Annotated in this window: 23 protein-coding genes and 1 pseudogene; 9 read left to right on the top strand and 15 right to left on the bottom strand. The window is 74.8% G+C overall.

What is annotated here, in order from left to right; genetic code table 11:
- The first annotated feature begins 113 nt into the window (after positions 1-113).
- The 3 genes from QK440_RS24490 (at position 114) to QK440_RS24480 (ending at position 4,386) form a co-directional block, all read left to right on the top strand.
- A complete protein-coding gene (locus tag QK440_RS24490) occupies positions 114-842 on the top strand; it encodes a class I SAM-dependent methyltransferase (RefSeq protein WP_282795364.1) in 729 nt (242 codons plus the stop codon).
- A gap of 350 nt (positions 843-1,192) precedes the next feature.
- Positions 1,193-2,242, top strand: a complete 1,050-nt coding sequence (locus tag QK440_RS24485) for an NlpC/P60 family protein (protein WP_349239318.1) — start codon at positions 1,193-1,195, stop codon at positions 2,240-2,242.
- Between the two features lie 563 nt (positions 2,243-2,805).
- Complete coding sequence (locus QK440_RS24480; RefSeq protein ID WP_282795343.1) at positions 2,806-4,386, top strand: fused response regulator/phosphatase; 1,581 nt, start codon at positions 2,806-2,808, stop codon at positions 4,384-4,386.
- A gap of 123 nt (positions 4,387-4,509) precedes the next feature.
- On the opposite strand, the gene QK440_RS24475 is transcribed toward QK440_RS24480, so the two are convergent.
- The 3 genes from QK440_RS24475 to QK440_RS24465 form a co-directional block, all read right to left on the bottom strand.
- Positions 4,510-4,842: a DUF2516 family protein gene (locus QK440_RS24475; protein WP_190137634.1), complete on the bottom strand. Its 333-nt coding sequence runs from the start codon at positions 4,840-4,842 to the stop codon at positions 4,510-4,512.
- Between the two features lie 152 nt (positions 4,843-4,994).
- Positions 4,995-5,780, bottom strand: a complete 786-nt coding sequence (locus QK440_RS24470) for a hypothetical protein (RefSeq protein ID WP_282795342.1) — start codon at positions 5,778-5,780, stop codon at positions 4,995-4,997.
- A 25-nt stretch (positions 5,781-5,805) separates the two neighbouring features.
- Positions 5,806-6,375 (bottom strand): helix-turn-helix transcriptional regulator, encoded by a 570-nt coding sequence (locus QK440_RS24465; RefSeq protein ID WP_282795341.1) that lies wholly within the window; start codon positions 6,373-6,375, stop codon positions 5,806-5,808.
- A 129-nt stretch (positions 6,376-6,504) separates the two neighbouring features.
- On the opposite strand from QK440_RS24465, the pseudogene QK440_RS24460 reads away from it, so the two are divergent.
- The 3 genes and pseudogenes from QK440_RS24460 to QK440_RS24450 form a co-directional block, all read left to right on the top strand.
- Positions 6,505-6,915: pseudogene (locus QK440_RS24460) on the top strand (histidine phosphatase family protein); the annotation flags it as partial.
- Between the two features lie 123 nt (positions 6,916-7,038).
- Positions 7,039-7,413, top strand: coding sequence for a helix-turn-helix transcriptional regulator (locus tag QK440_RS24455; RefSeq protein ID WP_282795363.1), 375 nt, complete (start codon positions 7,039-7,041; stop codon positions 7,411-7,413).
- A gap of 9 nt (positions 7,414-7,422) precedes the next feature.
- Entirely contained in the window at positions 7,423-7,839 is a 417-nt protein-coding gene (locus tag QK440_RS24450; protein WP_282795340.1) for a VOC family protein, read from the top strand.
- Here the strand turns inward: QK440_RS24450 and QK440_RS24445 are convergent.
- Positions 7,814-8,419, bottom strand: coding sequence for a hypothetical protein (locus QK440_RS24445; RefSeq protein WP_282795362.1), 606 nt, complete (start codon positions 8,417-8,419; stop codon positions 7,814-7,816). The two genes, QK440_RS24450 and QK440_RS24445, sit on opposite strands and share 26 nt — an antisense overlap.
- 392 nt (positions 8,420-8,811) lie before the next feature.
- Here QK440_RS24445 and QK440_RS24440 point away from each other — a divergent pair, with 392 nt between their 5' ends.
- Entirely contained in the window at positions 8,812-10,257 is a 1,446-nt protein-coding gene (locus QK440_RS24440) for a PLP-dependent aminotransferase family protein (RefSeq protein ID WP_282795339.1), read from the top strand.
- Positions 10,258-10,441: 184 nt separating this feature from the next.
- On the opposite strand, the gene QK440_RS24435 is transcribed toward QK440_RS24440, so the two are convergent.
- From QK440_RS24435 to QK440_RS24420, 4 genes are all read right to left on the bottom strand, one after another.
- Positions 10,442-11,239, bottom strand: coding sequence for an ABC transporter permease (locus QK440_RS24435; protein WP_282795338.1), 798 nt, complete (start codon positions 11,237-11,239; stop codon positions 10,442-10,444).
- Positions 11,236-12,336 (bottom strand): ATP-binding cassette domain-containing protein, encoded by a 1,101-nt coding sequence (locus QK440_RS24430; RefSeq protein ID WP_282795337.1) that lies wholly within the window; start codon positions 12,334-12,336, stop codon positions 11,236-11,238. The genes QK440_RS24435 and QK440_RS24430 overlap by 4 nt, the downstream gene beginning before the upstream one ends.
- Positions 12,337-12,457: 121 nt before the next feature.
- A complete protein-coding gene (locus QK440_RS24425) occupies positions 12,458-13,240 on the bottom strand; it encodes a DUF4097 family beta strand repeat-containing protein (RefSeq protein ID WP_282795336.1) in 783 nt (260 codons plus the stop codon).
- A gap of 399 nt (positions 13,241-13,639) precedes the next feature.
- A complete protein-coding gene (locus QK440_RS24420) occupies positions 13,640-15,727 on the bottom strand; it encodes an AAA family ATPase (RefSeq protein WP_282795335.1) in 2,088 nt (695 codons plus the stop codon).
- 202 nt (positions 15,728-15,929) lie between these two features.
- On the opposite strand from QK440_RS24420, the gene QK440_RS24415 reads away from it, so the two are divergent.
- A complete protein-coding gene (locus QK440_RS24415; protein ID WP_282795361.1) occupies positions 15,930-16,505 on the top strand; it encodes a TetR family transcriptional regulator in 576 nt (191 codons plus the stop codon).
- Here the strand turns inward: QK440_RS24415 and QK440_RS24410 are convergent.
- The 4 genes from QK440_RS24410 to QK440_RS24395 all read right to left on the bottom strand — a co-directional run bounded on the left by QK440_RS24410 (position 16,489) and on the right by QK440_RS24395 (position 20,232).
- Complete coding sequence (locus tag QK440_RS24410) at positions 16,489-17,112, bottom strand: hypothetical protein (RefSeq protein WP_282795334.1); 624 nt, start codon at positions 17,110-17,112, stop codon at positions 16,489-16,491. The genes QK440_RS24415 and QK440_RS24410 overlap by 17 nt on opposite strands.
- A gap of 171 nt (positions 17,113-17,283) precedes the next feature.
- Positions 17,284-18,438 carry an aminoglycoside phosphotransferase family protein gene (locus tag QK440_RS24405; protein ID WP_282795333.1) on the bottom strand — a complete coding sequence of 385 codons (1,155 nt, stop codon included), beginning with the start codon at positions 18,436-18,438 and terminating at the stop codon, positions 17,284-17,286.
- A gap of 165 nt (positions 18,439-18,603) precedes the next feature.
- The gene (locus QK440_RS24400) at positions 18,604-19,323 is read right to left on the bottom strand and encodes an HAD-IA family hydrolase (protein ID WP_282795332.1); all 720 of its coding nucleotides are present in this window, start codon (positions 19,321-19,323) and stop codon (positions 18,604-18,606) included.
- Positions 19,324-20,232 (bottom strand): GntR family transcriptional regulator, encoded by a 909-nt coding sequence (locus tag QK440_RS24395; protein WP_282795360.1) that lies wholly within the window; start codon positions 20,230-20,232, stop codon positions 19,324-19,326.
- Between the two features lie 126 nt (positions 20,233-20,358).
- Here QK440_RS24395 and QK440_RS24390 point away from each other — a divergent pair, with 126 nt between their 5' ends.
- Positions 20,359-20,547 (top strand): hypothetical protein, encoded by a 189-nt coding sequence (locus QK440_RS24390; protein WP_282795331.1) that lies wholly within the window; start codon positions 20,359-20,361, stop codon positions 20,545-20,547.
- Between the two features lie 8 nt (positions 20,548-20,555).
- On the opposite strand, the gene QK440_RS24385 is transcribed toward QK440_RS24390, so the two are convergent.
- The 3 genes from QK440_RS24385 to QK440_RS24375 all read right to left on the bottom strand — a co-directional run bounded on the left by QK440_RS24385 (position 20,556) and on the right by QK440_RS24375 (position 23,724).
- A complete protein-coding gene (locus QK440_RS24385; RefSeq protein WP_282795330.1) occupies positions 20,556-21,491 on the bottom strand; it encodes a winged helix-turn-helix domain-containing protein in 936 nt (311 codons plus the stop codon).
- 507 nt (positions 21,492-21,998) lie between these two features.
- On the bottom strand, positions 21,999-22,967 hold the full coding sequence (locus QK440_RS24380; RefSeq protein WP_282795329.1) for an asparaginase: 969 nt from the start codon (positions 22,965-22,967) through the stop codon (positions 21,999-22,001).
- Positions 22,968-23,139: 172 nt separating this feature from the next.
- Entirely contained in the window at positions 23,140-23,724 is a 585-nt protein-coding gene (locus QK440_RS24375) for an ABC transporter substrate-binding protein (protein ID WP_282795328.1), read from the bottom strand.
- Positions 23,725-24,257 lie beyond the last annotated feature (533 nt).

Here is a 24,257-nt window from a genome sequence, read left to right as displayed (position 1 = left end):
TCATGGCCCCCCGCGCCCCCCGCACCTCCCGTCACTCCAGTACCTCGCCTTCCTCGCCCCGCCCCCGGGGGACCGTGACGCGCGGGACCACCAACCCCAACCGGCTGCGCCGCATGGACCGCTGGATCGCCGCCGTCCACGGCGCCGCGCTGCGCCGCGCCGCCGACCCGCTCACCGTGGACCTCGGCTACGGCGCCGCGCCCTGGACCGCCGTCGAGCTGCTGCTCCGGCTGCGTACCGCCGCCCCACGCGCGCGCGTGGTGGGCATCGAGATCGACCCGGCGCGGGTCGAGGCGGCCCGGCCGTACGAACGGGAGGGGCTCTCCTTCCTGCACGGCGGCTTCGAGGTACCGCTGCCCGCGCGCCCGGTCCTCATCCGCGCCGCGAACGTGCTGCGCCAGTACGACGAGGGCGAGGTCGCCGCCGCCTGGGAGCTGCTGCGCGCGCGGCTGGCGCCCGGCGGGCTGCTCGTCGAGGGGACGTGCGACGAGGTCGGGCGGCGGCACGTGTGGGTCGCGCTCGGCCCCGAGGGCCCGCGCACGGTGACGTTCGCGGCGCGCCTCGCCTCCCTCGAGCGCCCCTCCGACCTCGCCGAGCGGCTGCCGAAGGCGCTGATCCACCGGAACGTGCCGGGCGAGCCGGTGCACGCGTTCCTGCGCGACTTCGACCGCGCGTGGGCGGCGGCGGCCCCGTACGCGTCGTACGGGGCGCGGCAGCGGTGGATCCGGACGGTACGGGAGCTGCGGGCGGACTGGCCGGTGGTGGACGGTGCTGCGCGGTGGCGGCAGGGCGAAGTGACGGTGGAGTGGGGGGCGTTGGCGCCTCGCGGGGGTGGGAGCTGAGGGGATTCCTCGCAGGGGCCGCTGAGGCCGGGGCTCCCGTCAGGGGCTGAGGGGTTTCCCTTGCGGGCGTCGGCTGCGGCGAGGGCTTCAGACGGGGCTGAGGGGCTTGCGCGCGGGTGGCGGCTGAGGCCAGGGCTTCGCCGTGGGCGAACCCTTGTGCGAGGGGAACGATCACCGCGTGCCGCTCGTCACACGAGTCGGGAGGGGATCGTCCGTCGCCGTGTGGCCCTGTCGCCACGGGCGCGGACGTGGCACCATCCCGGGGAGCCCAGGCGTTACTGACGGTATATCAGGGATCGGTTGTGGGGGTGGCGAGCGTGTCCGGCAAGCGGTGTTCGACGGCGACAGCCGTGGCTCTGATCTGCGCGACGGCGGTGCTGGCCGCGCCCGGCACGGCGTTCGCGAGCCCTGCCGAGCCCGCGCCGCCCGCCCCGCCGAGACCGCCGGCGCCCACGGCGCCCGCCGGGGACACCGCCCTGGAGCAGGTCCGCAAGGAGATCGACCGGCTCTACCGCGAGGCGGGCTCGGCCACGGACGCGTACAACGCGGCGGAGGAGCGGGCCGAGCGGCAGTCCAAGGAGATCGCCCGCCTCTCCCGTGCCCTCGACAGCGGCCGGAAGAAGCTGGAGCGGCTCAAGGCCCAGGCGGGCGCCGCGGCCCGCGCGCAGTACCGCGGCGGGAGCATCCCGGACCAGGCCCGCCTGATGCTGAGCCGCAGCCCGGAGCGGTTCCTGGACGGCGCGGGCCGCCTGCGCCAGGGCCAGCACGGCGCGAAGTCCCTGCTCACGGAGGTGAGCCGGACCCAGGACGACCTGAAGACGTACGCCAAGGACGCCTCGGCGCAGTGGCGGAAGCTGGAGGCCAACCGCCGGGCCAAGGCCGAGGCGCGCAAGAAGGTCGAGAAGAAGATCGCCGCCGCCGAGAAGCTGGAGTCGCGCCTGGAGAAGAGGGAGCGCGACCGGCTGCGCCGCCTTGAGGAGGAGGCCGCCCGCAAGCAGCAGTCGGCCTGGGTGAGCACGGGGATACTGGACGACCTCAAGGGCGGCGCGACCGCCCGCGGCAGGAAGGCCGTCGCCTTCGCCACGGCCCAGCTCGGCAAGCCGTACGTCTGGGGCGCGGAGGGCCCGAAGTCGTACGACTGCTCGGGGCTGACGTCCCAGGCCTGGGCGGCGGCGGGGCGCGGCATCCCGCGCACGTCGCAGGAGCAGTGGAAGCGGCTGCCGCACGTGGACGTGAAGAACATGCGCCCCGGGGACCTGATCATCTACCACAAGGACGCCAGCCACGTCGGGCTGTACGTCGGCAACGGCACCATCGTGCACGCCCCCCGGCCGGGGCGGGACGTGACGATGGCGGGCGCGGGCTCGATGGAGATCCTCGGGGTGGTGCGGCCGGGGTAGGGGTTGGGGCTTGGGCTGGAGTGGCCCTGCGGAGGCGGCGGGGGCAGTGCGACCCGGCGGCCTCTGAGCCCCGGGGCTCCGGTGATCCCTCCACCACGGCAGGGGCGACCGGGCACCCGCCGGGCCCCAGCAATCCCTCCACCACGGCAGAGCGATCCGGCACCCGCCGGGCCCCGGCGATCCGCCCCTGCGGTGGAGCGGCCCGGCACCTGGAGAGGCCCGACGATCACCCGCCCCACCCACGGTGAGCCCCCGTGCCCAGGCGTGGCCGCGCGCGGCAAGGGGACAGCAGGGGAGCGGCCAGGGAAGGGACGACGCACCCCGGCGACGGGGTGTGACCCAGTGCACCGGGGGCCGGGGCGCTCAACCTTCCGGGGGTGATGTTCGTCATCCCAGGAAGACCCGGTTCGTGCCCTCTTGCGGTTCAGGACACGGCATATGCCGTCTGCCGGGTGCCGCGCCGCGTTCCCCAGGGGGTCCGGCTACCGCTAAGGTCCCCGTCTGGTGTGGGGCGTGCGACCGTCGCCCCACCGTGCCCTCGGGGGGAGGGAAGGATTCCACGCATGTCCGCACGCATACCGCGGCCAAGGGCGATCCCGGCCGCGGAAGGCGGTCAGGCTCCGCCGACCTCCGCGCCGCACCGCCCCCCTGGCGGCTCCGGCGACTCCGGCGGCCCTGACGGCTCCGGCGGCCGGGGCGGCCCCGATCGCCGGGGCGGCCCCGACGGCCACAGCCGTGTCCGAGACCCCCGCGGCCCCGGCCCGGCCCACGGCTCCGGGCTCACCCTGCTGGTGATCGAGGACGACCCGGGCGGCTCCCTGCGGCTTCCCGAGCTGCTGGCCGCCGACGGCAAGCCCATGCGCATCCGCACCGCCCGCAACCTCACCGAGGCCGAGCGGCTGCTCACGGACGACGTGCACTGCATCCTGCTCGACCTCGCCCTGCCCGGCGGCTCCCCCGCGAACGGCGGCACGGGCCCGACGGGCACCCCGCCGCCCACCGGACCGGGCCCCGCACCCAGCGGCCCTCCGCGGACCGCCACCAGCGGCACCGGCGCCAACGGCAGCGGCAGCGGCCCCACCGGCACCACCGGCACCGGCACCGGCACCGGCACCGGCACAGACATCGACGCCGACGAGCTGGCCCCCTTGCGGCACGTGCTGCGCCTCGCGCCCCGCCAGGCCGTCCTCGCGCTCACCACGTCCGGCGACGCCGAGCGCGGCGCGCGGGCGGTGCGGGTCGGCGCCCAGGACTACCTGCTCCGCGACGAGCTGGACAGCCGGGTGCTGAGCCGCGCGATCCAGTACGCGGTCGAGCGCAAGCGCGCCGACGCCGCGCAGCGGCAGCTCTTCGAGTCCCGTGTACGGGCGCAGGAGAACGCCCGGCTCGAGCGGGGGCTGCTGCCGACGCCGCTGCTCGACGGCTCGCCGCTGCGGTTCTCCTCCCGGTACCGGCCGGGGCGTTCGCGCGCCCTGCTCGGCGGCGACTTCTACGACACGGTGCGCACGCCGGACGGCTCGGTGCACGTGATGATCGGCGACGTCTGCGGGCACGGCCCGGACGAGGCGGCGCTCGGGGTGGAGCTGCGCATCGCCTGGCGGGCCCTGACGTTCGCGGGCCTCGTCGGCGACGAGCTCCTCGGCACCCTGCAGAAGGTCCTGGAGCACGAGCGGCCCAACGACGAGATCTTCGCGACGCTGTGCACGGTCGACATCGCGCCGGACGGCCGCCGGGCGGGCCTGTGCCTGGCCGGTCACCCGTCGCCGCTGATCGTCCGCCACGGACCCGCGGCCGCCGCCGGTGTCACGCGGGAGCAACCGGCGCCCCGGGCGGAGCTGTTGCCGTACGACAACGGCGGACCGGCGCTCGGCCTGCTCCCGCGCGCCCGCTGGCCGCGCCAACAGGTGGAGCTCGGTGGCCGCTGGAGCCTGATGCTGTACACGGACGGCCTGATCGAGGGCCGGGTCGGCGAGGGCAACCAGCGGCTGGGGCAGGACGGCATGGTGGAGATGGTGCGCCGCCAGCTCGCCTCGGGCCTGCGGGGCGACGAACTGCTGGAGGCGGCCGTGACCGAGGTGCGGGAGCTGAACGGCGGCGAGCTCACGGACGACGTGGCGGTCCTCCTCCTCGACCGCGAACGCTGAGGCGGAACACCGGACGCGGTGGCCGCGCCCAACGGAGCAGGGCCGTCCGGTCACCTGCCCCGGGGCCCGAGCAGAGCAGTCCCCGGCGCCGCCCCGCGGGAGGCGCCGGGGAAACGCTGCTCGCTAGCGCCCGCCGTTGTACGGCCCGTACGGACCGTCGCTGCTGGAGCCGCGGCGACCGCCGCCCTTGCCCATGACCTGCCGCAGCGCGGGCCGGACGTCGACCATGTACACGATCGTGGCGATGAGGCCGATGATGGGCAGGAACGACAGGATGTTGAAGATCAGGTTCACCACGAAGGCGAGCCCGAGGATGATGAGCCAGAACGGCTTGGTCTTCTTGTCGGCCGCGCGATAGGCGTCCTCACGCCGGACGGCGGCGTCGAGGAGCGCGAATCCGCTGAACAGGATCAGGGCCAGCGACAGCAGCCACATGAAGTTCGCGAACCCCTGCATCAGCACAACGTCCACCACCAGTCTCGGCGTATCCAACGCGACGCACGCGTCCTGCGTACAAAGTCACGGTACCGCTACCCGTACAACGGGCCGGGCACTCCGAGAGTGCCCGGCCGCGTGTACGAACACCAGCCCGTCCGTACGTCCCTCGGCTACTTGGACGCCGGGGACGACGCGGACGAGTCCGTGGAGTCCGACGAGTCGGAGGAAGCCGTGGACGCCGTGGACGACTGGGACGCCGTGGACGACGTCGTCGAGGACGTGGACCCGGTGGACGACGGAGACGACGTAGACCCGGGAGACGCCGGAGACGCCGGAGACGAGGCGGACGCCGGGGTCGGCGCCGCCGCGGGCTTCTTCGCGGTCGTCTTCTTGGCCGGGGCCTTCTTGGCGGCGGGCTTGCGCGCCGCGGCACCTTGCTCGGTACCGGTGCCGGTGTCCCCGGCGGCGGTGGCGCTCGCGGCTCCGTCCGCGGGCTGCTGCGGGTCGGGCTCCACGGTGTCCGCCAGCTCGACGAGCTCGTCGGCGGCCTCGCCGCGCAGGTGGCGCACGGTCTGCTCGCCGTGCTCGGCGACCTTCTCGTACGTCTCGCGCGCCTGGACGGCGTACTCGACGGCGACGCCGACGCCGCGCAGGGCGAAGTCCTGGGCGTTCTCGCCGAGCCGCTTCAGGTCGGTGTCGAGCGCGCCGAAGAGCTCGTTGACCTTGGACCGGAGGACCTGCCGCGCCTCCTTGGCACGGGCGGTCGCGCGGTCCTGGACCTCCTTGGGGTCGGTGTTGCGGACCGCGTCCAGGCGGGCCGGCGCCTCGGCGGCGAACTGCTCGAGGACGGTCGGTACCTTCTTCGCCTGCTGGTACGCCAGGTCGGCTCCGCCGACGACGAAGTAGAGGGGGGTCGGGTTGGTGACGGCCTTGCGTACCTCATCGGAGATGGGCATGACGATGGTCCTCCCGGAAATCGCTTCAGCTTGAGTGCTGTCGGTCCGTGGGCTCGCCGCCCGCGGGGTCGGCGTCGCCGCCGTCGGCCGTGCGGGGTCCGTCAGCGGTGGGGGCCGGTGCGCCGTTCTCCCGGGCGGTGGCCGCCGCGCTCCCGGGAGCGGCGCCGTTGGTGCTCGGGGACGCGGACGCCGAGGACGGCGCGTCCGCGGGGGACGGCGCGTCCGGCAAGGGCGGCGCCGGCGGTGACGTGAAGCCGTTCTCCTTGCGGAACGACTCGTAGATCTGGAGCAGTACCTGCTTCTGCCGCTCGTTGATGGACGGGTCGGCGAGGATGACGGCGCGCGTCTCCAGCTCGTCCCGCTCCTTCTCGTCGAGGATGCCGGCCCGGACGTACAGGGTCTCGGCGGAGATCCGCAGCGCCTTGGCCACCTGCTGGAGCACCTCGGCGCTCGGCTTGCGGAGGCCGCGCTCGATCTGGCTCAGGTACGGGTTGGACACCCCGGCGGCGTCGGCGAGCTGCCGCAGCGAGAGTTGCGCGTTCCGCCGCTGCTCGCGCAGGTACTCGCCGAGATTGCCGACGTTGAGCGATGCCATGCCTCGATACTGCACACCCCTCGCTAACTTTTGCAAGCACCCGCTTGCAAAAGTGCGCCACGCCACCCCGCCACCCGTGCCCCCACCCGCCGCCCGCGCCCGAGCCCGCCGCCCGCCGCCCGCCGCCCGAGGGAATCGGAACCGGCCGGTGACCACGTCCCGTCCGTGCCCGCGCGGGAGGAGCTGCCGCCGGACGCGGCCGACGCCGTGGTCCGCTTCCTCGCCCAGGTGCCGGAGGAGGAGCGCGCCCGTGGTCCGGAGCTGGCCCGACAGGCGCTGGCGATGTTCACCGGGCCGGTCGGCGGGGACCGCGCCCGGCATGAACTGGTCGTCACGCACAACTTCCTCATCGGCTGGCTGGTACGCGCCGCCCTCGACGCGCCCGCCTGGCGCTGGACGAGTGTCAACCAGGGCAACACCGCCCTGACGGTCATCCGTTACGCCCCGGGCAGGCCCTCCTCGGTGCTGGTCCACAACGACGTACGCCACCTGCCCGCCGAGCTGCGCTGGACCGGCTTCCCGCCCGAGCTCCACGTCTGACGGGCGGCGCAGGGGCGCGTGGCGCGGGCGCTGTCACACCCCCTCGGTAGCGTGGTGTGCGTGACCTCCTCAGGCCGTGTCCCCCTCGACGACCTCGTACGGCTGCGCCGGGCCCGGGACCGGATGGACCGGGACTACGCGCAGCCCCTCGACGTGCCGGCGCTCGCGCGGGAGGCCCTGATGTCGTCGGGCCACTTCTCGCGCAGCTTCCGCGCCGCCTACGGCGAGACGCCGTACAGCTACCTCATGACCCGCCGCATCGAGCGCGCCAAGGCGCTGCTGCGGCGCGGCGACCTGTCGGTGACGGAGGTGTGCATGGCGGTCGGCTGTACGTCGCTGGGGTCGTTCAGCACCCGCTTCACCGAGCTGGTCGGGGAGACGCCGAGCGCGTACCGGGCCCGCGACCACGGGGACGGTGCCGCCGTCCCGGCCTGCATCGCCAAGATCCACACCAGGCCGGTCAGGAACGGAGAAGCGAAGCCCGCGCCCGGTGCCTAGCGTGGGGGCATGGACATCAGCCTCTCCCAGTGTTTCATCGCCGTGGACGACCCCGACAAGGCGCTCGCCTTCTACCGCGACGTGCTCGGCCTGGAAGTACGCAACGACGTCGGCTTCGAGAACATGCGGTGGGTCACCGTCGCCTCGCCGTCGCAGGACGTGGAGATCGTCCTTGAGCCGCCGCTCGCGGACCCGAACGCCTCGGACGCCGACCGCCAGGCGGTGACCGAACTCATGGCCAAGGGCATGCTGCGCGGCGTCATCTTCCGGACCGCCGACTGCGACGCCACCTTCGAACGCATCCGTGCCGCGGGCGCCGAGGTGCTCCAGGAGCCCATGGACCAGCCGTACGGGGTGCGCGACTGCGCGTTCCGCGACCCGGCCGGGAACATGCTGCGCTTCAACCAGCCTCGCGAGGGGAAGTAGCCCCGCCGCCCGGGTCGTACGCCCACCGCGGCAGGAAGTACTGCGCCACGGGCCCGACCGCGACGGCGTACAGGACCGTGCCCACGCCCACCGTCCCGCCGAGGAGCCAGCCCCCGGCGAGGACGGTCAGCTCGATGCCGGTGCGGACGGTGCGCAGCGAGCGGCCGGTGACGGCGGCCAGGCCGGTCATCAGGCCGTCGCGCGGGCCGGGGCCGAAGCGGGCGCCGACGTAGACGGCGACGGCGAAGCCGTTGAGCACGATGCCCGCCGCCAGGAGCGCCGCCCTGGCCGGGAGGCCGGACGGTTCCGGGACCAGCCACAGCCCCGCGTCCGCCGCGCCGCCCACCAGCGCGAGGTTGGCGAACGTGCCGAAGGCCGGTTTCTGCCGCAGCGGTATCCACAGGGTGAGGACGGCCGCGCCCACCAGCGCGGTCAGCGCCCCGAAGCTGAAGGGGGTGTGCGGTTCCAGGCCCTGGTTCAGGACGGCCCACGGGTTGACACCGAGGGCGGCCCGGACCGTGAGCGCGATGCCGGCGCCGTACAGGGCCAGTCCGATGAGGAGTTGCGGTACGCGGCGCAGGGGGCGCTCCGCGAGGGGGAGGTGGGTGAGGGCCGGGGCCGGCGGCTGCTGCCGCCGCCGCTTGCCTGCACGGGTGGTTTTCCTGTCCGGGTCTGTGGGCCTCGCCGGGGCTGTGGAATGCGCTGGGGCTGTGGGGTGCGCTGGGTCCGTCGGCCCCGCCAACTCCCTTGGCCGCGCCGCGGCCGGTGATTTCGCCGCGTCCGGCAGCCCCGCCGCGCCCGGTGGCTGACCCGTCCCGTCCAGCGGCCGTCCCGCACCCGTCACCCGCGCCATACCCGCGACCTCCCACCCCAGGCACCCTCCAGCCTTGCCGGAGCCGCGCCGCCTTGTCCGAGTGCCGGAGTCTGTACAGTCATTGGCCCGGAAAGCATGGCCAATCGTCGAGGAGTGGCATGGTCGAGCGGAGCCTCGGTGGGGGGCGGCTCGCCGCGCTGCTGCCCGCGGTGGGCGGCGTCCGGCCCGCCTACCGGCACCTGGCGCAGGCCATCGGCGACCTGGTCCTGGACGGGCGGATCGCGCTGCACGTGCGGTTGCCCGCCGAGCGGGAGCTCGCCACGGCGCTCGGCGTGAGCAGGCCCACCGTCACCGCCGCGTACGACCTGCTGCGCGAGAGCGGCTACGCGCACAGCCGCCGGGGCGCCGGCACCTGGACCGCGCTGCCCGAGGGCCGCGCGCCGCACGGCGTCGCCCGCGTGCTCGCGCCCCCGGAGTCCGCCATCGACCTGGCCAGGGCCTCGCCGGGGCTGCCGGAGCGCGTCCTCGCCGAGGCCCTCGCCGAGGCGGCGCCCCGGATCGCCGCGCACACGCACACGCCGGGCTACCACCCGTACGGGCTCCCGGAGTTGCGGGCCGCCGTCGCCGAGCGGTTCACCCGGCGCGGCCTGGCCACCGTGCCGGAGCAGATCCTGGTGACCTCCGGCGCCCAGCACGCGCTGACGCTGGTCCTCGGCCTCCTGTCCGGCCCGGGTGACCGGGTCCTGGTCGAGAGCCCGTCGTACCCGAACGCCCTGGAGGCCCTGCGCCGTGCGCGGCTGCGCCCGGTGTCGGTGCCGGTGACCGACGACGGCTGGGACGCGGAGATCGTCGAGTCGACGCTGCGGCAGGCCGTGCCCCACCTCGCCTACCTCGTCCCCGACTTCCACAACCCGACCGGGCTGCTCATGCCGGACGACACCCGGGCCCGCGTGCTGCGGGCGGCCCGCCGCTCCGGCACCTGGGTGGTCGTCGACGAGTCCCTGGCCGACCTCGCCCTCGACGTGCCCGCGCCCCTTCCGAGCGCCGCGCACGCCGCCCCCGGCGGGTCCGGGCAGGTCGTCACCGTGGGCTCGATGAGCAAGAGCTACTGGGGCGGCCTGCGCGTCGGCTGGCTGCGGGCGCCCGCGCGCCTCGTGACGGAGTTCGCCGCCCAGCGGATCGCCACCGACCTGGGCGGTTCGGTCGTGGACCAGCTCCTCGCCCTGCACCTCCTGGGCAGGGAGGCCGAGTTGGTGCCGGCCCGGCTCGCCCTGCTGCGCGAGCGGCGGGACGCGCTCACCGCCGCGCTCGCCGAGCGGTTGCCGGGGTGGGCCTGGCGGCAGCCGCCCGGCGGCCTCTCGCTCTGGGTGGACCTGGGCGCGCCGGTCGCGGCCGCGCTGGCCGAGCGGGCCCTCGGCCACGGCGTACGGATCGAGGGCGGCTCCTGCTTCGCCGCCGACCCGGGCGTCTTCGAGCAGCGGCTGCGGATCCCGTACACCACTCCCCCGGAGACACTGCGGGAGGCCGTGCGCCGCATGGCCGCCGCGCTCGCCGACACCCGCCCGCCGTCGCCGTCCGGCAGCCGGCCGCGGTGGGTCGTCTGAGGCGTACGTACGGGACCGGCGTTCCGGGAGCGGCCACCGACGCCGGACGTACGGAGGAAGCGGGCCGCCCGCACAGCAGCCCCGGAGCGAGAAGGGCACACGAAGCGGGCGGCCCCCCGGTGCCGTGCCGGGGAAGCCGCCCGCTTCGTGTGCGCGGAGCCGTCGTACGGCCGCCGTTCGCCGGTCAGCGCTTGACCGCCTTCTTGAACGCGGCCATGGACCACAGGTAGCCGAGGAGGGAGAGGCCCGCCAGCCAGGCCAGCGCGATCCAGCCGTTGTTGCCGATCTCCGAGCCGCTCAGCAGCCCCCGCACCGTCTCGGTGAGCGGTGTGAACGGCTGGTACTCGGCGAACCAGCGGATCCCGGCGGGCATCGAGTCCGGGGTGACGATCGCGGAGCCGAGGAAGGGCAGCAGGGTCAGCGGCATCGGCGCGTTCGACGCGGTCTCCACCGAGTCGGAGCTGAGGCCCATCGCGGCCGACAGCCAGGCCAGCGCGAAGGCGAGCAGGAGCAGGAGGCCGCCCGCCGCGGCCCACTCCACGACCGAGGCCTCGGGCCGGAACCCGACGGCCAGGGCGACGCCCAGGGTGAGGAGCAGGGCGAGCACGGTCTGGATCATGTTGCCCAGGACGTGCCCCACGAGCACCGAGGACCGCGAGATCGCCATGGTGCGGAAGCGGTTGATGATGCCCTCGGTCATGTCGGTGCACACCGAGATGGCCGTGGCGATCGAGCTGCTGGCGACGGTCATCAGCAGGATGCCGGGGGCGAGGTAGTTGGTGTACGCGTCGCGGCCCGAGCCGCCGCCGGGGATCTCGATGCCCTCCCCGAGCGCGCCGCCGAAGAAGTAGACGAACATCAGGAGCATCACGATCGGCATGATCACGACGGTGACGGTCATCGACGGGTAGCGCTGGGCGTGCTTGAGGTTGCGGCGCAGCATGGTCATGGCGTCGCGTACGGGGTACGTGGTGGCGCTCATCGCCGGATCTCCTTCACAGCGGTCGCGTGCACGGCGGTCGGGTCGGCGGCGGCAGCGGTCGCGTGCCCGGCGGCCGCGTTCGCGGCGGTCGAGCCGTACGCGGCGGCGGCCGGGGTGCCGTACGCGTCGGCGGGGGCGGTCCCGGACCCGTGTCCGGTCAGGGCCAGGAACACGTCGTCCAGGTCGGGGGTGTGCACGGTGAGCGCCTCGGCGTGGATGGCGGAGCTCTCCAGGATGTCGAGGACGGAGCGCACGGCGGAGACGCTGCCGTCGCTCGGGACGTGGAGCGTGAGCTCGTCGTCGTGGCGCGTGGCGGTGGAGAGCGCGAGGCGCGAGGCGGCGGAGTGCAGGCTGTCGACGTCGTTGAAGCGGAGCCGGATGTGGCCTCCGGGGATACGGCGCTTGAGCTCGTCGGCGGTGCCCTCGGCGACGATCCTGCCCCCGTCGAGGACGGCGACGCGGTCGGCGAGCTGGTCGGCCTCCTCCAGGTACTGCGTGGTCAGCAGGATGGTGGTGCCGCCGGCGACGAGGTCGCGGATGAGGTCCCACATCGTGCGGCGGCTGCGCGGGTCGAGGCCCGTCGTCGGCTCGTCCAGGAAGATGACGCGGGGGCGGCCGACGAGCGTCATGGCCAGGTCCAGCTTGCGGCGCATGCCGCCGGAGAAGGACGCCGCGGGCTTCCGCGCGGCCTCCGTGAGCTCGAAGCGCTCCAGGAGCTCGGCGGCGCGGCGCCTGCCCTCGGCGCGGTCGAGGTGCAGCAGGTCCGCGATGAGGAGCATGTTCTCCTCGGCGGTGAGCAGGCCGTCGACGGCGGCGAACTGGCCGGTGACGCCGATGGCCCGGCGGATCGCGTCCGGCTCCGCGTCGAGGTCGTGCCCGGCGACGCGGGCCGTGCCGCCGTCGTGCGCGATGAGGGTGGAGAGGATCTGCACGGTGGTGGTCTTGCCGGCGCCGTTCGGGCCGAGCAGGGAGAAGATCGTGCCGGGGGCGACGTGCAGGTCGACCCCGTCCAGGACGGTCTTCTCGCCGTACGACTTGCGCAGCCCCTGGGCGGTGATCCCCGCGGCCGCGGCGGTTGAACCGGTGGTGGCAGTCATCGTGCCGCCTCCTTGCTTCGTCGTTCGCTTCGTCGTTCGCTTCGTCGGTGCGTGACCGGGGGCGCGCGGTCGGGGGGCGCGCGGTCGGGGTGCTCGGTCGGGGTGCTCGGTCGGGGGCGCGTCAGGCGCGGCGGATCACGATGTCGCCGTAGCCGGTGCGGGCCTGGAGCTCGACGGTCTCGGTGTGGGCCACGGGGGCGCCGACCTGGTCGAGGGCGTTGTGCACGGTGCCGTACTGGGTGTTGACCTCCAGGCGGACCGCGCTCGACTCGCGCACGCCCACCTCGAGGTCACCGGCGCTGGACTCGACCGAGACGCGCCCGCGGGCCACGTCCGCGAGCCGCACGGCGCCCTTGCCCGCCTTCGCCTCGACCCCGGCGTGCGCGACGGCCACGCGGATGTCGCCCTCCTGGGAGTCGGCGCGCAGGGTGCCGTTGATCTCGCCGAGGTCGACCGGACCCGCGGTCTCCACCTCGACGTCGCCGTCGGCGCGCTCCAGGCGGATGGTGCCGTAGCCGCTCTTGAGGACCGCGGCGCCGGTCTCGGCGAGGAGGATGTCGCCGGCGCTGGTCTCGAAGCGGCAGGTCCCGAGGCGGCCCTCGGCCTGGAAGCCGCCCGCGGCGGTCACGCCCTGGACGTCGGCCCCGGCCGGGAGCTCGACGGTGATGGTCACCGAGCCGTTCTTGCCGAACATGGAGCGCTGCTTGGGGCCCCGCACGACCAGTCGCCCGTCGGTGCAGGTGACCTGCACCTGCTCGGCCACCTTCACGTCGGCCTGCGCCCCGGGGTCGCTCGGTTCCACGGTGACGACGGTGTCGAGGCGCTTGCTCGCGACGAAGTGGGCGGTGCCCACCTCGAACTCGACGAGGGCGGAGACGGACTCGGGGGTGTCGAAGGCGGGCATGGCCGTCCTTTCAGTCGGTCGTGCAGCGCGGTGCGGCTCCGGGCGTCGCCGCCGGTCATGTGCCGTGCTGCTCTTCGGTGGTGTCGCTGCCGCGGTGCGGCGTGACGCCAGCATGGCATCACCGTGGCACCAATGCAAGCCCCCTTTGGCGCACGAGCGGCACCACAGAGCCCCACCGCGGCGGTAGGAGCCGCCCAGCGACCGACCAAGTCCCCTATGAGCTGCGGAAACAGAGACGTACCAGCTATCGGAAGGTGTGGCGCACCCGAGAGCCAGACCAGCCCGTCCCCGGCCTCCGCCCCCGCCCCGGGAGAACCCAGGCCGCACATGACGCCACCGGCGGAGCCACCGCGGCACCAACCGGCGCCGCGAACGAGCCACGCCCCCCGCTCCGGGGCGTCACCGCGGCACGGACCCGGGCGCGGATGCCGACGCGACGGGGGCCGCACCCCACGGCACCCCCCTGCTGTGCAGCACCTCCAGGCTCGTCACCGCGCGGGTGAGCACCACGTACAGCCGGTGCAGGCCGCGGGCCTCCGCCTCCGCGATCCCGGCGGGCTCGACGACCACCACGTGGTCGTACTCCAGGCCCTTCGCCAGCGACGCGGGCACGACCGCGACCCGCGCGCCCAGGTCGTCCGGTCCGGCCGCGGCCACGCCCGCCCCGGCGAGCGCGGCCCGTACCGCGGCCACCGTCGCGGCGGCGGCGATGACGCCCACGGACCCCTCGCGGGCGAGCGCGCGCCGCACGGCGGTCACGGCGGCGGCCACCGCGTCCGGCACCTCGCGCACGGCCAGGTCGCCGTCGTGGCGCAGGGAGCGCGCGGGCGGCACGTCGACGCCGAGCCCGGCGAGCAGGGCGTTGGCCAGCGACACGATGGCCTCCGGGACGCGGAAGCTGGTGGTGAGCGGGGTGACCGCCGCGTCCGGCCGGCCCAGGTGGGCGAGCAGCTCCGGCCAGGAGCGGGCGGCCCACGGCGTGGTGCCCTGCGCCAGGTCGCCGAGGACGGTCAGCGAGGCGGAGCCGGCGCGCCGCGCGACGGCCCGGCACTCCATCGGGGAGAGGTCCTGCGCCTCGTCGACGACGATGTGGCCGTAGCTCTCGGGGCGTTCCATCAGGCCCGCCACCTCGTCGAGCAGGACGAGGTCGGCGGCCGACCACTTCGCCGACCGGTACGAGCGCGGCGGCCGGGCCCAGCGGATCGCCCGCTGCTCCCCGGCGGTGAGCAGGCCGTCGGCGGCGGCCGCCAGGGCGCCCTCGTCGGCGAGGAGTCCGTACAGCACCTCCTCCGGCTTGACCTTCGGCCAGGCCGCGTCGACGAAGGCGGAGACGGGCCGGGCCCGGGAGATCCTCTGCACCCAGGTGTTGGTCATCGGCCCGGCGCGCCGCTCGGCCTGGTCCTGGACGTACCGCACGGCACGGCTGCGGACGCGCTCGCGGCCGGTGTCGTACGGGGGCCGCTCCGCGAGGACGTCCGCGACGATCCGCTCCAGCTCGTCGGCGGGCACCCGCCAGCGGTACGAGCCGTCCGGCACGGCCAGGGCGTCGGCGACGGGCCGCACGCGCGCGTAGAGGGCGCGGCGCAGCACCTCCGCCATGCGGGCGTCGTGCTTGACGGCGGCGGCCGGCTCGTCGTCGGACGCGGTCACGGGCTGCCGGGCGATCTCGTCCCGCACGGTGGACTGGCGCACCCCGGTCTCGCCGAGCGAGGGCAGCACCTCGGCGATGTACCGCAGGAAGGTGCGGTTGGGGCCGAGGATCAGCAGGCCGGAGCGGCGCACGCGCCCCGGGTGGGTGTAGAGCAGGTAGGCGGCGCGGTGCAGGCCGACGGCGGTCTTGCCGGTGCCGGGGGCGCCCTGCACGCACACGGTGTCGGTGAGCGGGGCGCGGACGAGGTCGTCCTGCTCGGGCTGGATGGTGGCGGCGATGTCGCGCATCGGGCCGACGCGGGGCCGCTCGATCTCCCCGGCGACGATGCGGCTCGGCCCGCCGGTGCCGCCCGCGGCCAGGTGCTCGTCCTCCAGGCCGGTCAGGTCCGCGGAGTCGCCCTTGCTGCCGGGCGCCCAGCCGAAGCGGCGGCGGACGGCCACGCCCTGCGGGTCGCGGGTGCCCGCCTGGTAGAAGGCCCGGGACACCGGCGCCCGCCAGTCGACGACGAGCGGCGGGGCCGCCGGGTGCTCGGTGACGCGCAGCCGGCCGATGTGGTAGCGCTGCCCGCGGTGGTCACCGGCCTCGGGCGCCGCGGGGTCGAAGTCGAGCCGCCCGAAGAAGAGCGGCGCCTCGGGCAGTTCGCGCATCTCCTTGGCCCTGCTGCGCAGCGCGTAGCCGAGTACTTCGGCGTCCGCGCCGGAGGCGGAGACGTGCTCGCCGCTGACCACGTGCTCCTCGGCGCCCTCGACCATGGCGGCGAGGGCGGCGCGGCAGAGGTCGTGGTAGCGGCGCTCCTCGGTCAGGGCGTCCGTGAGGGTCTCGTCGGGTGGCGTCATGCCATCGAGCGTAACAAAAAGCGTTACCGAGTTAACTTTCTTACCGCGACTCACCTTGCGGTACGCTGCCCGCATGACCGGTACGACGGACGCGCCCACGCCCGGCGCGGCAGGCCCGGGCCCCGCGGCGCACCCAGACAGCACGGCGGACCCGGGCGGCACGGCGGGCCCCGGCGGGCTGCGGGAGCGCAAGCGGCGGCGGATGTACGCGGCGATCTCCGAGGCGGCCATCGCCCTCTTCCTGGAGCGCGGCTTCGACAAGGTGTCGGTCGCGGAGGTGGCCGCCGCCGCCGAGGTCTCCAAGCCGACGCTCTTCCGCTACTTCCCGGCCAAGGAGGACCTGGTCCTGCACCGGTTCGCCGACCACGAGGACGAGGCGGCCCGCGTGGTCGCCGCCCGCGGCGGCCGCTCCCCGCTGCGGGCGCTGCGCGACCACTTCCTCGCCGGCCTCGACCGCCAGGACCCGGTGACCGGCCTCAGCGACGACCCGGCCGTGCTCGCCTTCCACCGGCTGCTCTACGGCACCCCGTCGCTGGTGGGCGGCCTGTACGCGTACCAGGAGCGGGCCGAGGCCGCCCTCGCGGAGGCGCTCGGCGAGGCCTCGCTCGACGCCCGCCTGGCCGCCGCCCAGATCCTGGCCGCCCAGCGGGTGCTCGCCCTGGAGAACTGGCGCCGCGTCGCCGCGGGCGAGTCCGCGGCCGCCCTGCTGCCCCGGGCCCGGGACGAGGCGGAGCGGGCCTTCGACCACCTGGGCGCGGGCCTCACCCGGTACGCGTGAGCGGCCGCGCCACGCTCCACAGCGCGTCGAAGAGCAGCCCGCGGGCGCGGATCCGCTCCCGGGCGGCGGCCCCGGCGTCGACGTGCCACCGCGTCAGGACGGCGTCGCGGCCCGCCGCCGGGGACAGCCGGGGCGCGGCCTTCCCCTCTCCCCGGTCGCGGGCCGCGTCGAAGAGCTGGCTGCGGTCGATGAGGCAGAACGTCACGACCGGCGTGAGGTGCAGGACGCGGAACTCCACGTCGAGCCGGGCCCGGCGCCCGCTGTGCAGCCTGCGGTCGAGCGCGGCCATCTCGTGCGCCAGGCCGACGGCCTCGCGCAGCAGCTCCCGCCGGAGCACCTCGTCGTCCTCCGCGCCGCCCTCGCCGTTCACCCCGCGGGGCCCGTCCAGGGGCTGCGTGAAGTCCGGCACGACGACCCGCAGCCGGACGTGCGGGCGGCCCGTCAGGTCCCCGTGCTCCAGGCACCGCCTGAGCTGGTCGGCGACGGTCCCGCCGGCGCACCCGACGGCGTCGATGCCGGGGTCGCCGGGCAGCGCCTCCCGGAGGTAGCGGCCCAGGTCGCCCGCCACCACCTGCTGCCGCTCCACCGGCCGCATGGAGTCCGTCACGCCACGCACCTCGCTCCAGGCCCATGGCAGCCGCGTCGGCCCCCGGCAAGCACGTGCAGAGCCATGGTGCCCGCGTACCGGACGCTCAGGAAGGGACCGGTACCGGGCCGCGCGGGGAGCAGGGCGGGCCGGTGCGCGCACCGCGGGCGCCGAGCGGTCCGTCCGCGCCGCTCACCGCCCGTCGTCCGCCACCAGGTCGCGGGGCGAGGCACCGCGGACGCCGGCGTGCCACTCCCGCAGGGCGGCCGCCACCTCGGCGCGGTCCGGCGCCCGGTCGAGCCGCAGGGGCTCGGCGGCGCGGCGCAGCGCCCGGCACACCCGGTCGGCCGCCGCGCCGTAGTCGTCGTCCGTGCCCGCGCCGGGCAGGGCCAGGGCCGCGCGCATGATGTCGGGGAAGACGGACTGGGCGTACTCGAAGTCGACGTACACCCGCAGGTCGGTGTCGATCCCCGCGGTGAGGTCGCCGAGGCCCGCGCGGCACATCGCGTCCCGCCACAGGGCGCACATCAGCGCCCGCTCCTCCTTGTCGTAGCCCATGCGCACCAGGTGGGTGGCGAGGTCGTGCAACGGGTCGCCGTACAGGGCGAGTTCCCAGTCGATGACGGCGAACGAGCGGTGGTCCACGATGATGTTGGCGCGGTGCACGTCGGTGTGGAGCAGGCAGAACGGGCGCGGCGTCAGCCGGGGGCTCGCGCGCCTGAACTCCGCCATGACGTGCGGCCGGATGCCGACGGCCTCGAAGAGGGTGTCGAAGCGCGCCCGGTTGGGGCGGTGCACCCGGCGTTCGGTGAAGTCGATGAGCCAGTCGAGGAACCCCGTGGTGTCGCCGTCGGCGGGCCAGTCGGCGGGCAGCGGCGGCAGCTCGCCGGCCGGTACGGCGGCGGTCCGGGCGAAGAACTCCGCGAGGGCCGCCATGAGTTCGTACGTGACCGGGCCCTCGGGGTTGACCTGCGACAGCGGGCTGCCCGCGTGGTAGGTGTGCATCTGCCAGTCGCCCAGGTCGACCAGGCAGCGCGGGGTCTCCTTGAGGTGCCGCGTGACGACCTTCAGGATCTCGTTCTCGCTCGGCCAGACGCGCGGCACCACCTCGACCGCCTGCAGCGGCGTACGGCACTTGACCCGCGCGCGGAACGGCATGGTCCGCAACAGCAGGGCCAGCGTCCAGCCGAGCGGCACGATGGAGTTGCTGTTGTGGTAGCCGGTCACCACTTCCCCGTCGGTGCGGGCGCGGTGCTGCTCGGCGAGGCGGCGTACCCACCGGGCGTGCCGGGCCGCCACGCGGCTCGGCAGGTCCCGTGCTCCGCGCGACAGCGAAGGTGGTGACATGGGGCGCACCCTACAGATCGCGCAGGACCGTTCCTGCCCCGTGCCAGGATGTGGACACCTGGCGCGTGCGTACGTCGCTCACCTGCGCGTTCCTGCCGTGTACGGGCCCTCGGGCGCCGCTCGGCCGCCCCCCGTTCCGGCCGTCCGCGGCCCTGCGCGCACCGGTCAGCCGCCGCCGGTGAGGGACCGCACCACCGGCAGCAGCGACGACACGGTGTGCCGCGCGCCGGCCTCCCGCAGCAGCCCCTCCTTGCGCCGGTTGCGCGCGTACCCGAGGAAGTGGACCCCGGCGGCCCGGGCGGCGTGGAAGTCGGAGGGGGCGTCGCCGATCATCAGCACCTCCGGCGGCGCGGCCCCCATGGCGCCGAGCGCGCGCTGCACGCAGTACGGGTCGGGCTTGAGCCGGCGCAGGTCCTCGGTACGGCCGTAGATGTGCGGCGCGAAGCAGCCGGTGAGCCCGCGCGCGGCGAGGTACCTGCGCACCGCGCGCGGGGAGTTGTTGGTGGCGACGCCGAGCCGGACCCCCACCGCGGACCAGGTGCGGATCAGCACGTCGGCGTACGCCGTCGGCCGGGCCGTCTCCACGGCCGTCAGCTCCTCGCGCGTGAGCCGCTCCCCCAGCTCGGCGACCAGGTCGCTGCCGGGGCGGCGCCGGTCGACGGCGCGCAGCACCACGTACGGGTCCGGCTCCTCCCGGACGCCGTTGGCGAGCAGGCCGTGCAGCCCCCGCTCCTCCAGCCAGCGCACCTGCTTGCGGGCGACGAGCGGCGCCGCGTGCCCGGCGAAGAGGCGGCAGATGGGCCCGTCGAAATCAAACAGCACGAACCGAACAGATTCGATCAGCTTCCGGGCATCCTCGGTCAGTTCAGTCGCTTCTGAGGTCATCTAAGAGAGTGTTAGGTCCGTCGTGATCGTTTCCCAGAGCGCGTCGAACCACTTCTGCGATTCCCGCACGAATCCGGAGTCGCGGGAACCGGACCCTTCGGTGAAGGAGAACAGCGGGGTCTTCAGCCCGCCGGCGTCGTAGAGCTCCACCGTCTCCCCGCCGTCCGTGTCGAACTCCACCTGGTCGCGCTCCAGCGTGTAGTACGCGAGGAGCGCCTCGCGGCCGTTGAGGACGTACAGCTTCACCGGTGTCGTGAAGGGCAGGGCCCGGAACCGGACGCGGACGTCGATGCCGAGCGGGGCGTTGCGCAGCGACAGGAGGTTGTGGCGCAGAACCTGCACCTGGGCGTTGCGCTGGGTCAGCCACCGCTGGTGCAGCCGCCGCCGCTCGCCCTCCGCCTCGCCCTCGACCGGCACCGGGAACGCCAGCGTGATGGCGCTGCTCGGCAGCAGCACGCGGACGTCGACGGAGCGCGGGCGCAGCAGGCCCGCGTGGATCTGCCGAATCGGTTCGCTCACCGCGTTCATCAGCGTCTCGGCGGTGTACGACACCGCGTCCACGCGCACGCGCTCCTCCTTGAACGCGTGGACCAGGCACGGGGCCAGCGCCACCATCGACGGCTGGGGCTCCTGGGCGAGCGGGGCGGACTCCTCGGCCGGGGCGGCGACGCGCGGCGGGCTACCCTTGGTGACGTGGTTGATCAAGCCGTCACGGTGCAGCCCGTGCAGGGCCTGGCGGACCGTGCCGCGCTCCACGCCGAACTCCTCGGCGAGCCGGGCCTGGGTGGGCAGCCGGTCGCCGGGTTTGAGGGTGCCGGTACGGATGCGGTCGCGCAGGGCGTCGGCGATGTCCTGGGGCGAGGGCTTGCTGCTGCCGGTCACTGCACCGTTCTCCTTGGTCACGGCCAGACGATACAACTGGCTGCCATCTTTGGGGAGTTGGAGGAGCAGTTGGTTTACGGATACCTGCCAAGTGGGGACAACTTCAATGAGTTGGTTGCCAACTTTTCCAAGCTGGCAGAAGGGGGAACCACCATGCCCGTCATCGCTCTCCTCGCAGCCGTGCTCGCCGTCAGCGCCGAGCAGCTCGTGCAGTGGAAGTACGGCACCCTCGGCATCGTGGGGCTGACCCTGCTGACCGTGGGCGTCAAGGCGCGGAACGCCACGTGCAGCTCCCTGGGCGCGGCCGTCCTCGCCCTGATGGTGACCGGGCCGGTCCTGTGACGGGCGGCCTAGGAGCCGTTCAGCCGCAGGTCCTCGCTGATCGTGGTCCACAGCGCGTCGAACCACAGGTGGGACTGTTCCACGAACGCCGTGTCCCGCGGCCCGTCCCCCTGGTGGAAGGGGAAGAGCGTCGACTGCGTCCCCTGCGCGTCCCACAGCTCCAGGTGCTCCTGGCCGAACTCCTCGCCGCGCTTGGCGAGGGTGTAGTACGCGAACAGCGCCTCCGAGCCGTTGAGCAGGTACAGCTTCACCGGCGGCGTGAACGGCAGGGCGCGGAACTCCACGCTGACGTCGATGCCGTGCGTGCCGCGCAGGGTCAGGAGGTTGTGGCGCAGGACCTGACCCTGCGCGTTGCGCTGGTCGAGCCAGCAGCGGTGCACGTACGCGCCCTCGTCGCCGCGGCCTCCCACCGCCGCCGGGAAGGCGAGCGCGATGTCCCGGCTCGGCAGCAGGACGCGGACGGCGACCTTGGCCGGTTTCAGCCGCCCGGCGTGGATCTGGCGCAGCGGTTCGCCGATGGCCATCGTCAGCGAGATGGACGTCAGGCAGAGCGCGTCGATCTCCACGTGCCGCGCCTGGAAGGCCGCCGCTATCCGGGGGGCGAGCCCGACCATCGTGGGCTGCGGGCGCACCGCGTCGGGGCTCGCGGCCGCGGGGGCCGCGACCGTGGCCGGGCTGCCCTTGGAAACGTTGGCCAACAGGTGCTCGCCCTGCAGGATGCGCAGGGCCCGGCGCACCGCGCCGCGCTCCACGCCGAACTCGGAGGCCAGCTCCGCCTGCGTGGGCATGCGCTGTCCGGGGCGGAGCGTGCCGGACCTGATCCGGGCCCGCAGCTCGTCGGCCACCTCGCGGTGCGAGCGGTGTGCGCGCCGCTCGCCCGCCGAGCTCGGGGACGGCCCGGTCGGCCGCTCCCGCTCGTCGACGGAGGCCTGGTCCGTACTCACACCCAAACCGTACAACTTCCCGCCATCTTTGGGGAGTTGACCAGTGGGTGGTTATAAGACGCGCCAGGGCGGAGATAAGTCAGAGGGAGTTGGTGGCCAACTTGGGCGAATTGGTCGGAACCATTGGAGGGTTGGCTGCCAGCTCTCCTTCCGGTCGGGCTGGCCGGGCTCTCATCCGGAGGGGAGCAGGGAGTTCGGTCAGCCGTTGAGCGGGGCGGGGGTGCCCCGGGGCATGGTGGTGGGGGTGGGCGAGCCCTCACCACCAGGGCCTCGGGCCGGCCGGGGGGCCGGGGCCTTTCCCACCCGCCCACCCGCATGTCCCCGGCTTCGACGGCCCGGCCCCGGCGCGGAGCGCTGTCCCGCCGTCGTCTGCGTTCCGCCGCTGCCGCGGCGGTTCTCCCACCCGCCCACCCGTGACACCCCGGCTGCGATGCGGAGCACCCGGGTGGGTGGGCGCAGCGCCCAGGTGCCGACCGGCCCGTTCAGCAAGGCCCCGGCCCGGCAGGGCTACAGCGTCGGCCTGATCTCCCCCACCCGTACGCCCCCGCCCAGCAGCGGCGCCTCGGCGAGGCGGTCGAGGACCGGGGCGGTGACGCCCGCGCGGGTCAGGGCCCGGGCGAGGACCGGGCCCAGGACGCGCGTCGCCCCGTCGTCGATCTTGAAGGCGAGCGCGCGCCCGTCCGGGAGCGCCACCGCCTGCACGGCCTCGGCCCCCATCTTGGACAGCGTCCCGGGCAGCTCCCGCATCAGCCACGTGTCCGGCCGCCGCGTCCCCGCCACGTACTCGGGGTGCGCCCGCATCGCGTCCGCCACGCGCCGCTCGGCCGTACCGGGCGCCGCGAGGACGAAGTGCCGGTAGGCGCGGGCGAGCCCGGTGAGGGAGATCGCCATCAGCGGCGCCCCGCACCCGTCCGTGCCGACGGCCGTGACCGGCTCCCCCGCCGCCTCCTCGATCACCTCGTGCACGCGCCGCTGCAGCGGGTGCCCCGGGTCGAGGTACGTCTCCTTGGACCAGCCGTTGACGTCGCAGACCGCGAGCATCGCCGCGTGCTTGCCGGAGCAGTTCATCGTGACCCGGTCCCGCACGGCCCCCGCCGCGAGGTACGTCTCCGCCTCCACGGGGTCCAGCGGCAGGTCGGGCGGGCACTGGAGCTCCGCGGCGGTCAGCCCGTGCTCGGCCAGCATCTTCTGCACCAGGTCCCGGTGAAAGGTTTCCCCGGAGTGGCTCGCGGCGGCCAGGGCGAGGCGCTCGCCGGAGAGCTCGAGCCCGGCCCGCAGCACGGCTGCGGCCTGCATCGGCTTGTTGGTGGAGCGCGGGAAGACGGGCGCCGTCACGTCGCCGAGCGCCAGCTCGACCTCGCCGTCCGCCCCGAGCAGCACCAGGCTGCCCCGATGTCGGCCCTCGACGAAGCCGGAACGTACGACTTCGGCGAGGACCGGGGGTATGACGGGGGTGGCGGCGGACGTCGGCGTCATCTTCGGCCTTCCGGGTGCGGGTGGTGCGGGTGGTACCTGTGGTGCGAGCAGTGCCGTACGACGGGCCACCCGCGCCCGGAGCCTTCCGGAAGGGCCTCACGCGGCCGGGGCGGCGGGGGCACCGGTGATCCCTGGGATCACCGGAGGCACCGGGCCGCCCGGGCCGAGGGGGTCACGCGAGCAGGTCGTCGACTTGTGCTTCGCCTTCACGGTACCTGCGCCCGATCTCCGCACTGCAATCGTCCGTGGTCCGCTGCATCGCGTGACGCCGCTGCGACACCTGCTGCTCGTACCGCACCAGGCGCCCCATCGCCGCGTGCAGCTCGTCGTCCGTGCGGGCGGCCAGGTCGGACAGCTCCACCTCGGCGAGCATGTCGGCGGCGAGGCGCCGGTACTCCTCGCTGTGCGGCGTGCCGAGCGTCACGTGCCGGGCGGAGGCGCGGCGCCGGGCCGGGCCGTCCACGAGGATCTCCGGGAGCCGGTCCACGAGGAGCCCTTCCGCCCCGTCCGCGTCCCGTGCTTCCGCACCACCCTCCCGCACGGCGCCCGCGCCCCGGCGCGCGCGCCGTGCGGTCTCGGCCCGCAGGATGTCGATACGCCCCTGGAGCAGCCGTCGTACGTAGCTGAGGTCGGCCTCGTCCTGCTGCGCGGCCCGGCGCAGCTCCCGCAGCTCGGGCAGGCGCAGCGCGGTCAGGTCGGGCGCGGGGGCCTCCGGCAGGACGGGGCTGTCGGTGCGCTGCACGGGCGGACGCGGCACCCGGGCGCCCCCGAAGCCACCACCGCCCTCGAGCACCCCGGGCGCCCCGAGCCCCGGCGCCACGGACGCCCCGGCACTCCCCGCGATCCCCGCCGGTCCCCCTTGCCCTGCTGCCCCCGTCGGTCCCGCGGCCCCCGCGGCCCCTGCGGCCACCCCTGCCGTCCCCGTCATCCCGGCCATCCCCGTCATCCCCGTAGGAACCGTCATCCCTGCCATCCCCGTCGTCCCGGCGGTCCCGGCCGCCTTCGCCGTCCCCGCGGCCCTCTGGGCCCCGGCCGTCTGTACCGGCCCCGCTGCCCCGGTCGCCCCTGCTGTCGCCACTGTCCCCGCCGTCCCGCCTGTCCTGCTCGTCCCGCTCGCCCGCCCCGCCCTGGGGGCACCGGGCGTACTGGGTGTGCTCATGTGGCTCTACCGTCCCCTCAGCCGGCGCGGTGCACCGCGTGTGAGCATGGTGCCACCCCGCGTGGCCACTGTGTGCACGAGTGCCCCCGTTCGCCCCCGGATGGAGGCTCCCGACCGGCGTACGGACAGGC

Origin of the sequence: Streptomyces sp. CC224B (assembly GCF_030010595.1) — a bacterium.
In the GTDB taxonomy this organism is placed as follows: Bacteria; Actinomycetota; Actinomycetes; order Streptomycetales; family Streptomycetaceae; genus Streptomyces; species Streptomyces longispororuber.
This window is presented reverse-complemented; position numbering and strand designations above follow the sequence as displayed.

What these genes read in the sequence shown, in the direction of transcription:
- QK440_RS24490 (WP_282795364.1), top strand. Translation starts at nt 114, where the DNA reads ATGGACCGCTGGATCGCCGCCGTCCACGGCGCCGCGCTGCGCCGCGCC.
- QK440_RS24480 (WP_282795343.1), top strand. Translation starts at nt 2,806, where the DNA reads ATGTCCGCACGCATACCGCGGCCAAGGGCGATCCCGGCCGCGGAAGGC.
- QK440_RS24475 (WP_190137634.1), bottom strand. Translation starts at nt 4,842, where the DNA reads ATGCAGGGGTTCGCGAACTTCATGTGGCTGCTGTCGCTGGCCCTGATC.
- QK440_RS24470 (WP_282795342.1), bottom strand. Translation starts at nt 5,780, where the DNA reads ATGCCCATCTCCGATGAGGTACGCAAGGCCGTCACCAACCCGACCCCC.
- QK440_RS24465 (WP_282795341.1), bottom strand. Translation starts at nt 6,375, where the DNA reads ATGGCATCGCTCAACGTCGGCAATCTCGGCGAGTACCTGCGCGAGCAG.
- QK440_RS24455 (WP_282795363.1), top strand. Translation starts at nt 7,039, where the DNA reads ATGGACCGGGACTACGCGCAGCCCCTCGACGTGCCGGCGCTCGCGCGG.
- QK440_RS24450 (WP_282795340.1), top strand. Translation starts at nt 7,423, where the DNA reads ATGGACATCAGCCTCTCCCAGTGTTTCATCGCCGTGGACGACCCCGAC.
- QK440_RS24440 (WP_282795339.1), top strand. Translation starts at nt 8,812, where the DNA reads ATGGTCGAGCGGAGCCTCGGTGGGGGGCGGCTCGCCGCGCTGCTGCCC.
- QK440_RS24435 (WP_282795338.1), bottom strand. Translation starts at nt 11,239, where the DNA reads ATGAGCGCCACCACGTACCCCGTACGCGACGCCATGACCATGCTGCGC.
- QK440_RS24430 (WP_282795337.1), bottom strand. Translation starts at nt 12,336, where the DNA reads ATGACTGCCACCACCGGTTCAACCGCCGCGGCCGCGGGGATCACCGCC.
- QK440_RS24425 (WP_282795336.1), bottom strand. Translation starts at nt 13,240, where the DNA reads ATGCCCGCCTTCGACACCCCCGAGTCCGTCTCCGCCCTCGTCGAGTTC.
- QK440_RS24420 (WP_282795335.1), bottom strand. Translation starts at nt 15,727, where the DNA reads ATGACGCCACCCGACGAGACCCTCACGGACGCCCTGACCGAGGAGCGC.
- QK440_RS24415 (WP_282795361.1), top strand. Translation starts at nt 15,930, where the DNA reads ATGTACGCGGCGATCTCCGAGGCGGCCATCGCCCTCTTCCTGGAGCGC.
- QK440_RS24405 (WP_282795333.1), bottom strand. Translation starts at nt 18,438, where the DNA reads ATGTCACCACCTTCGCTGTCGCGCGGAGCACGGGACCTGCCGAGCCGC.
- QK440_RS24400 (WP_282795332.1), bottom strand. Translation starts at nt 19,323, where the DNA reads ATGACCTCAGAAGCGACTGAACTGACCGAGGATGCCCGGAAGCTGATC.
- QK440_RS24390 (WP_282795331.1), top strand. Translation starts at nt 20,359, where the DNA reads ATGCCCGTCATCGCTCTCCTCGCAGCCGTGCTCGCCGTCAGCGCCGAG.
- QK440_RS24380 (WP_282795329.1), bottom strand. Translation starts at nt 22,967, where the DNA reads ATGACGCCGACGTCCGCCGCCACCCCCGTCATACCCCCGGTCCTCGCC.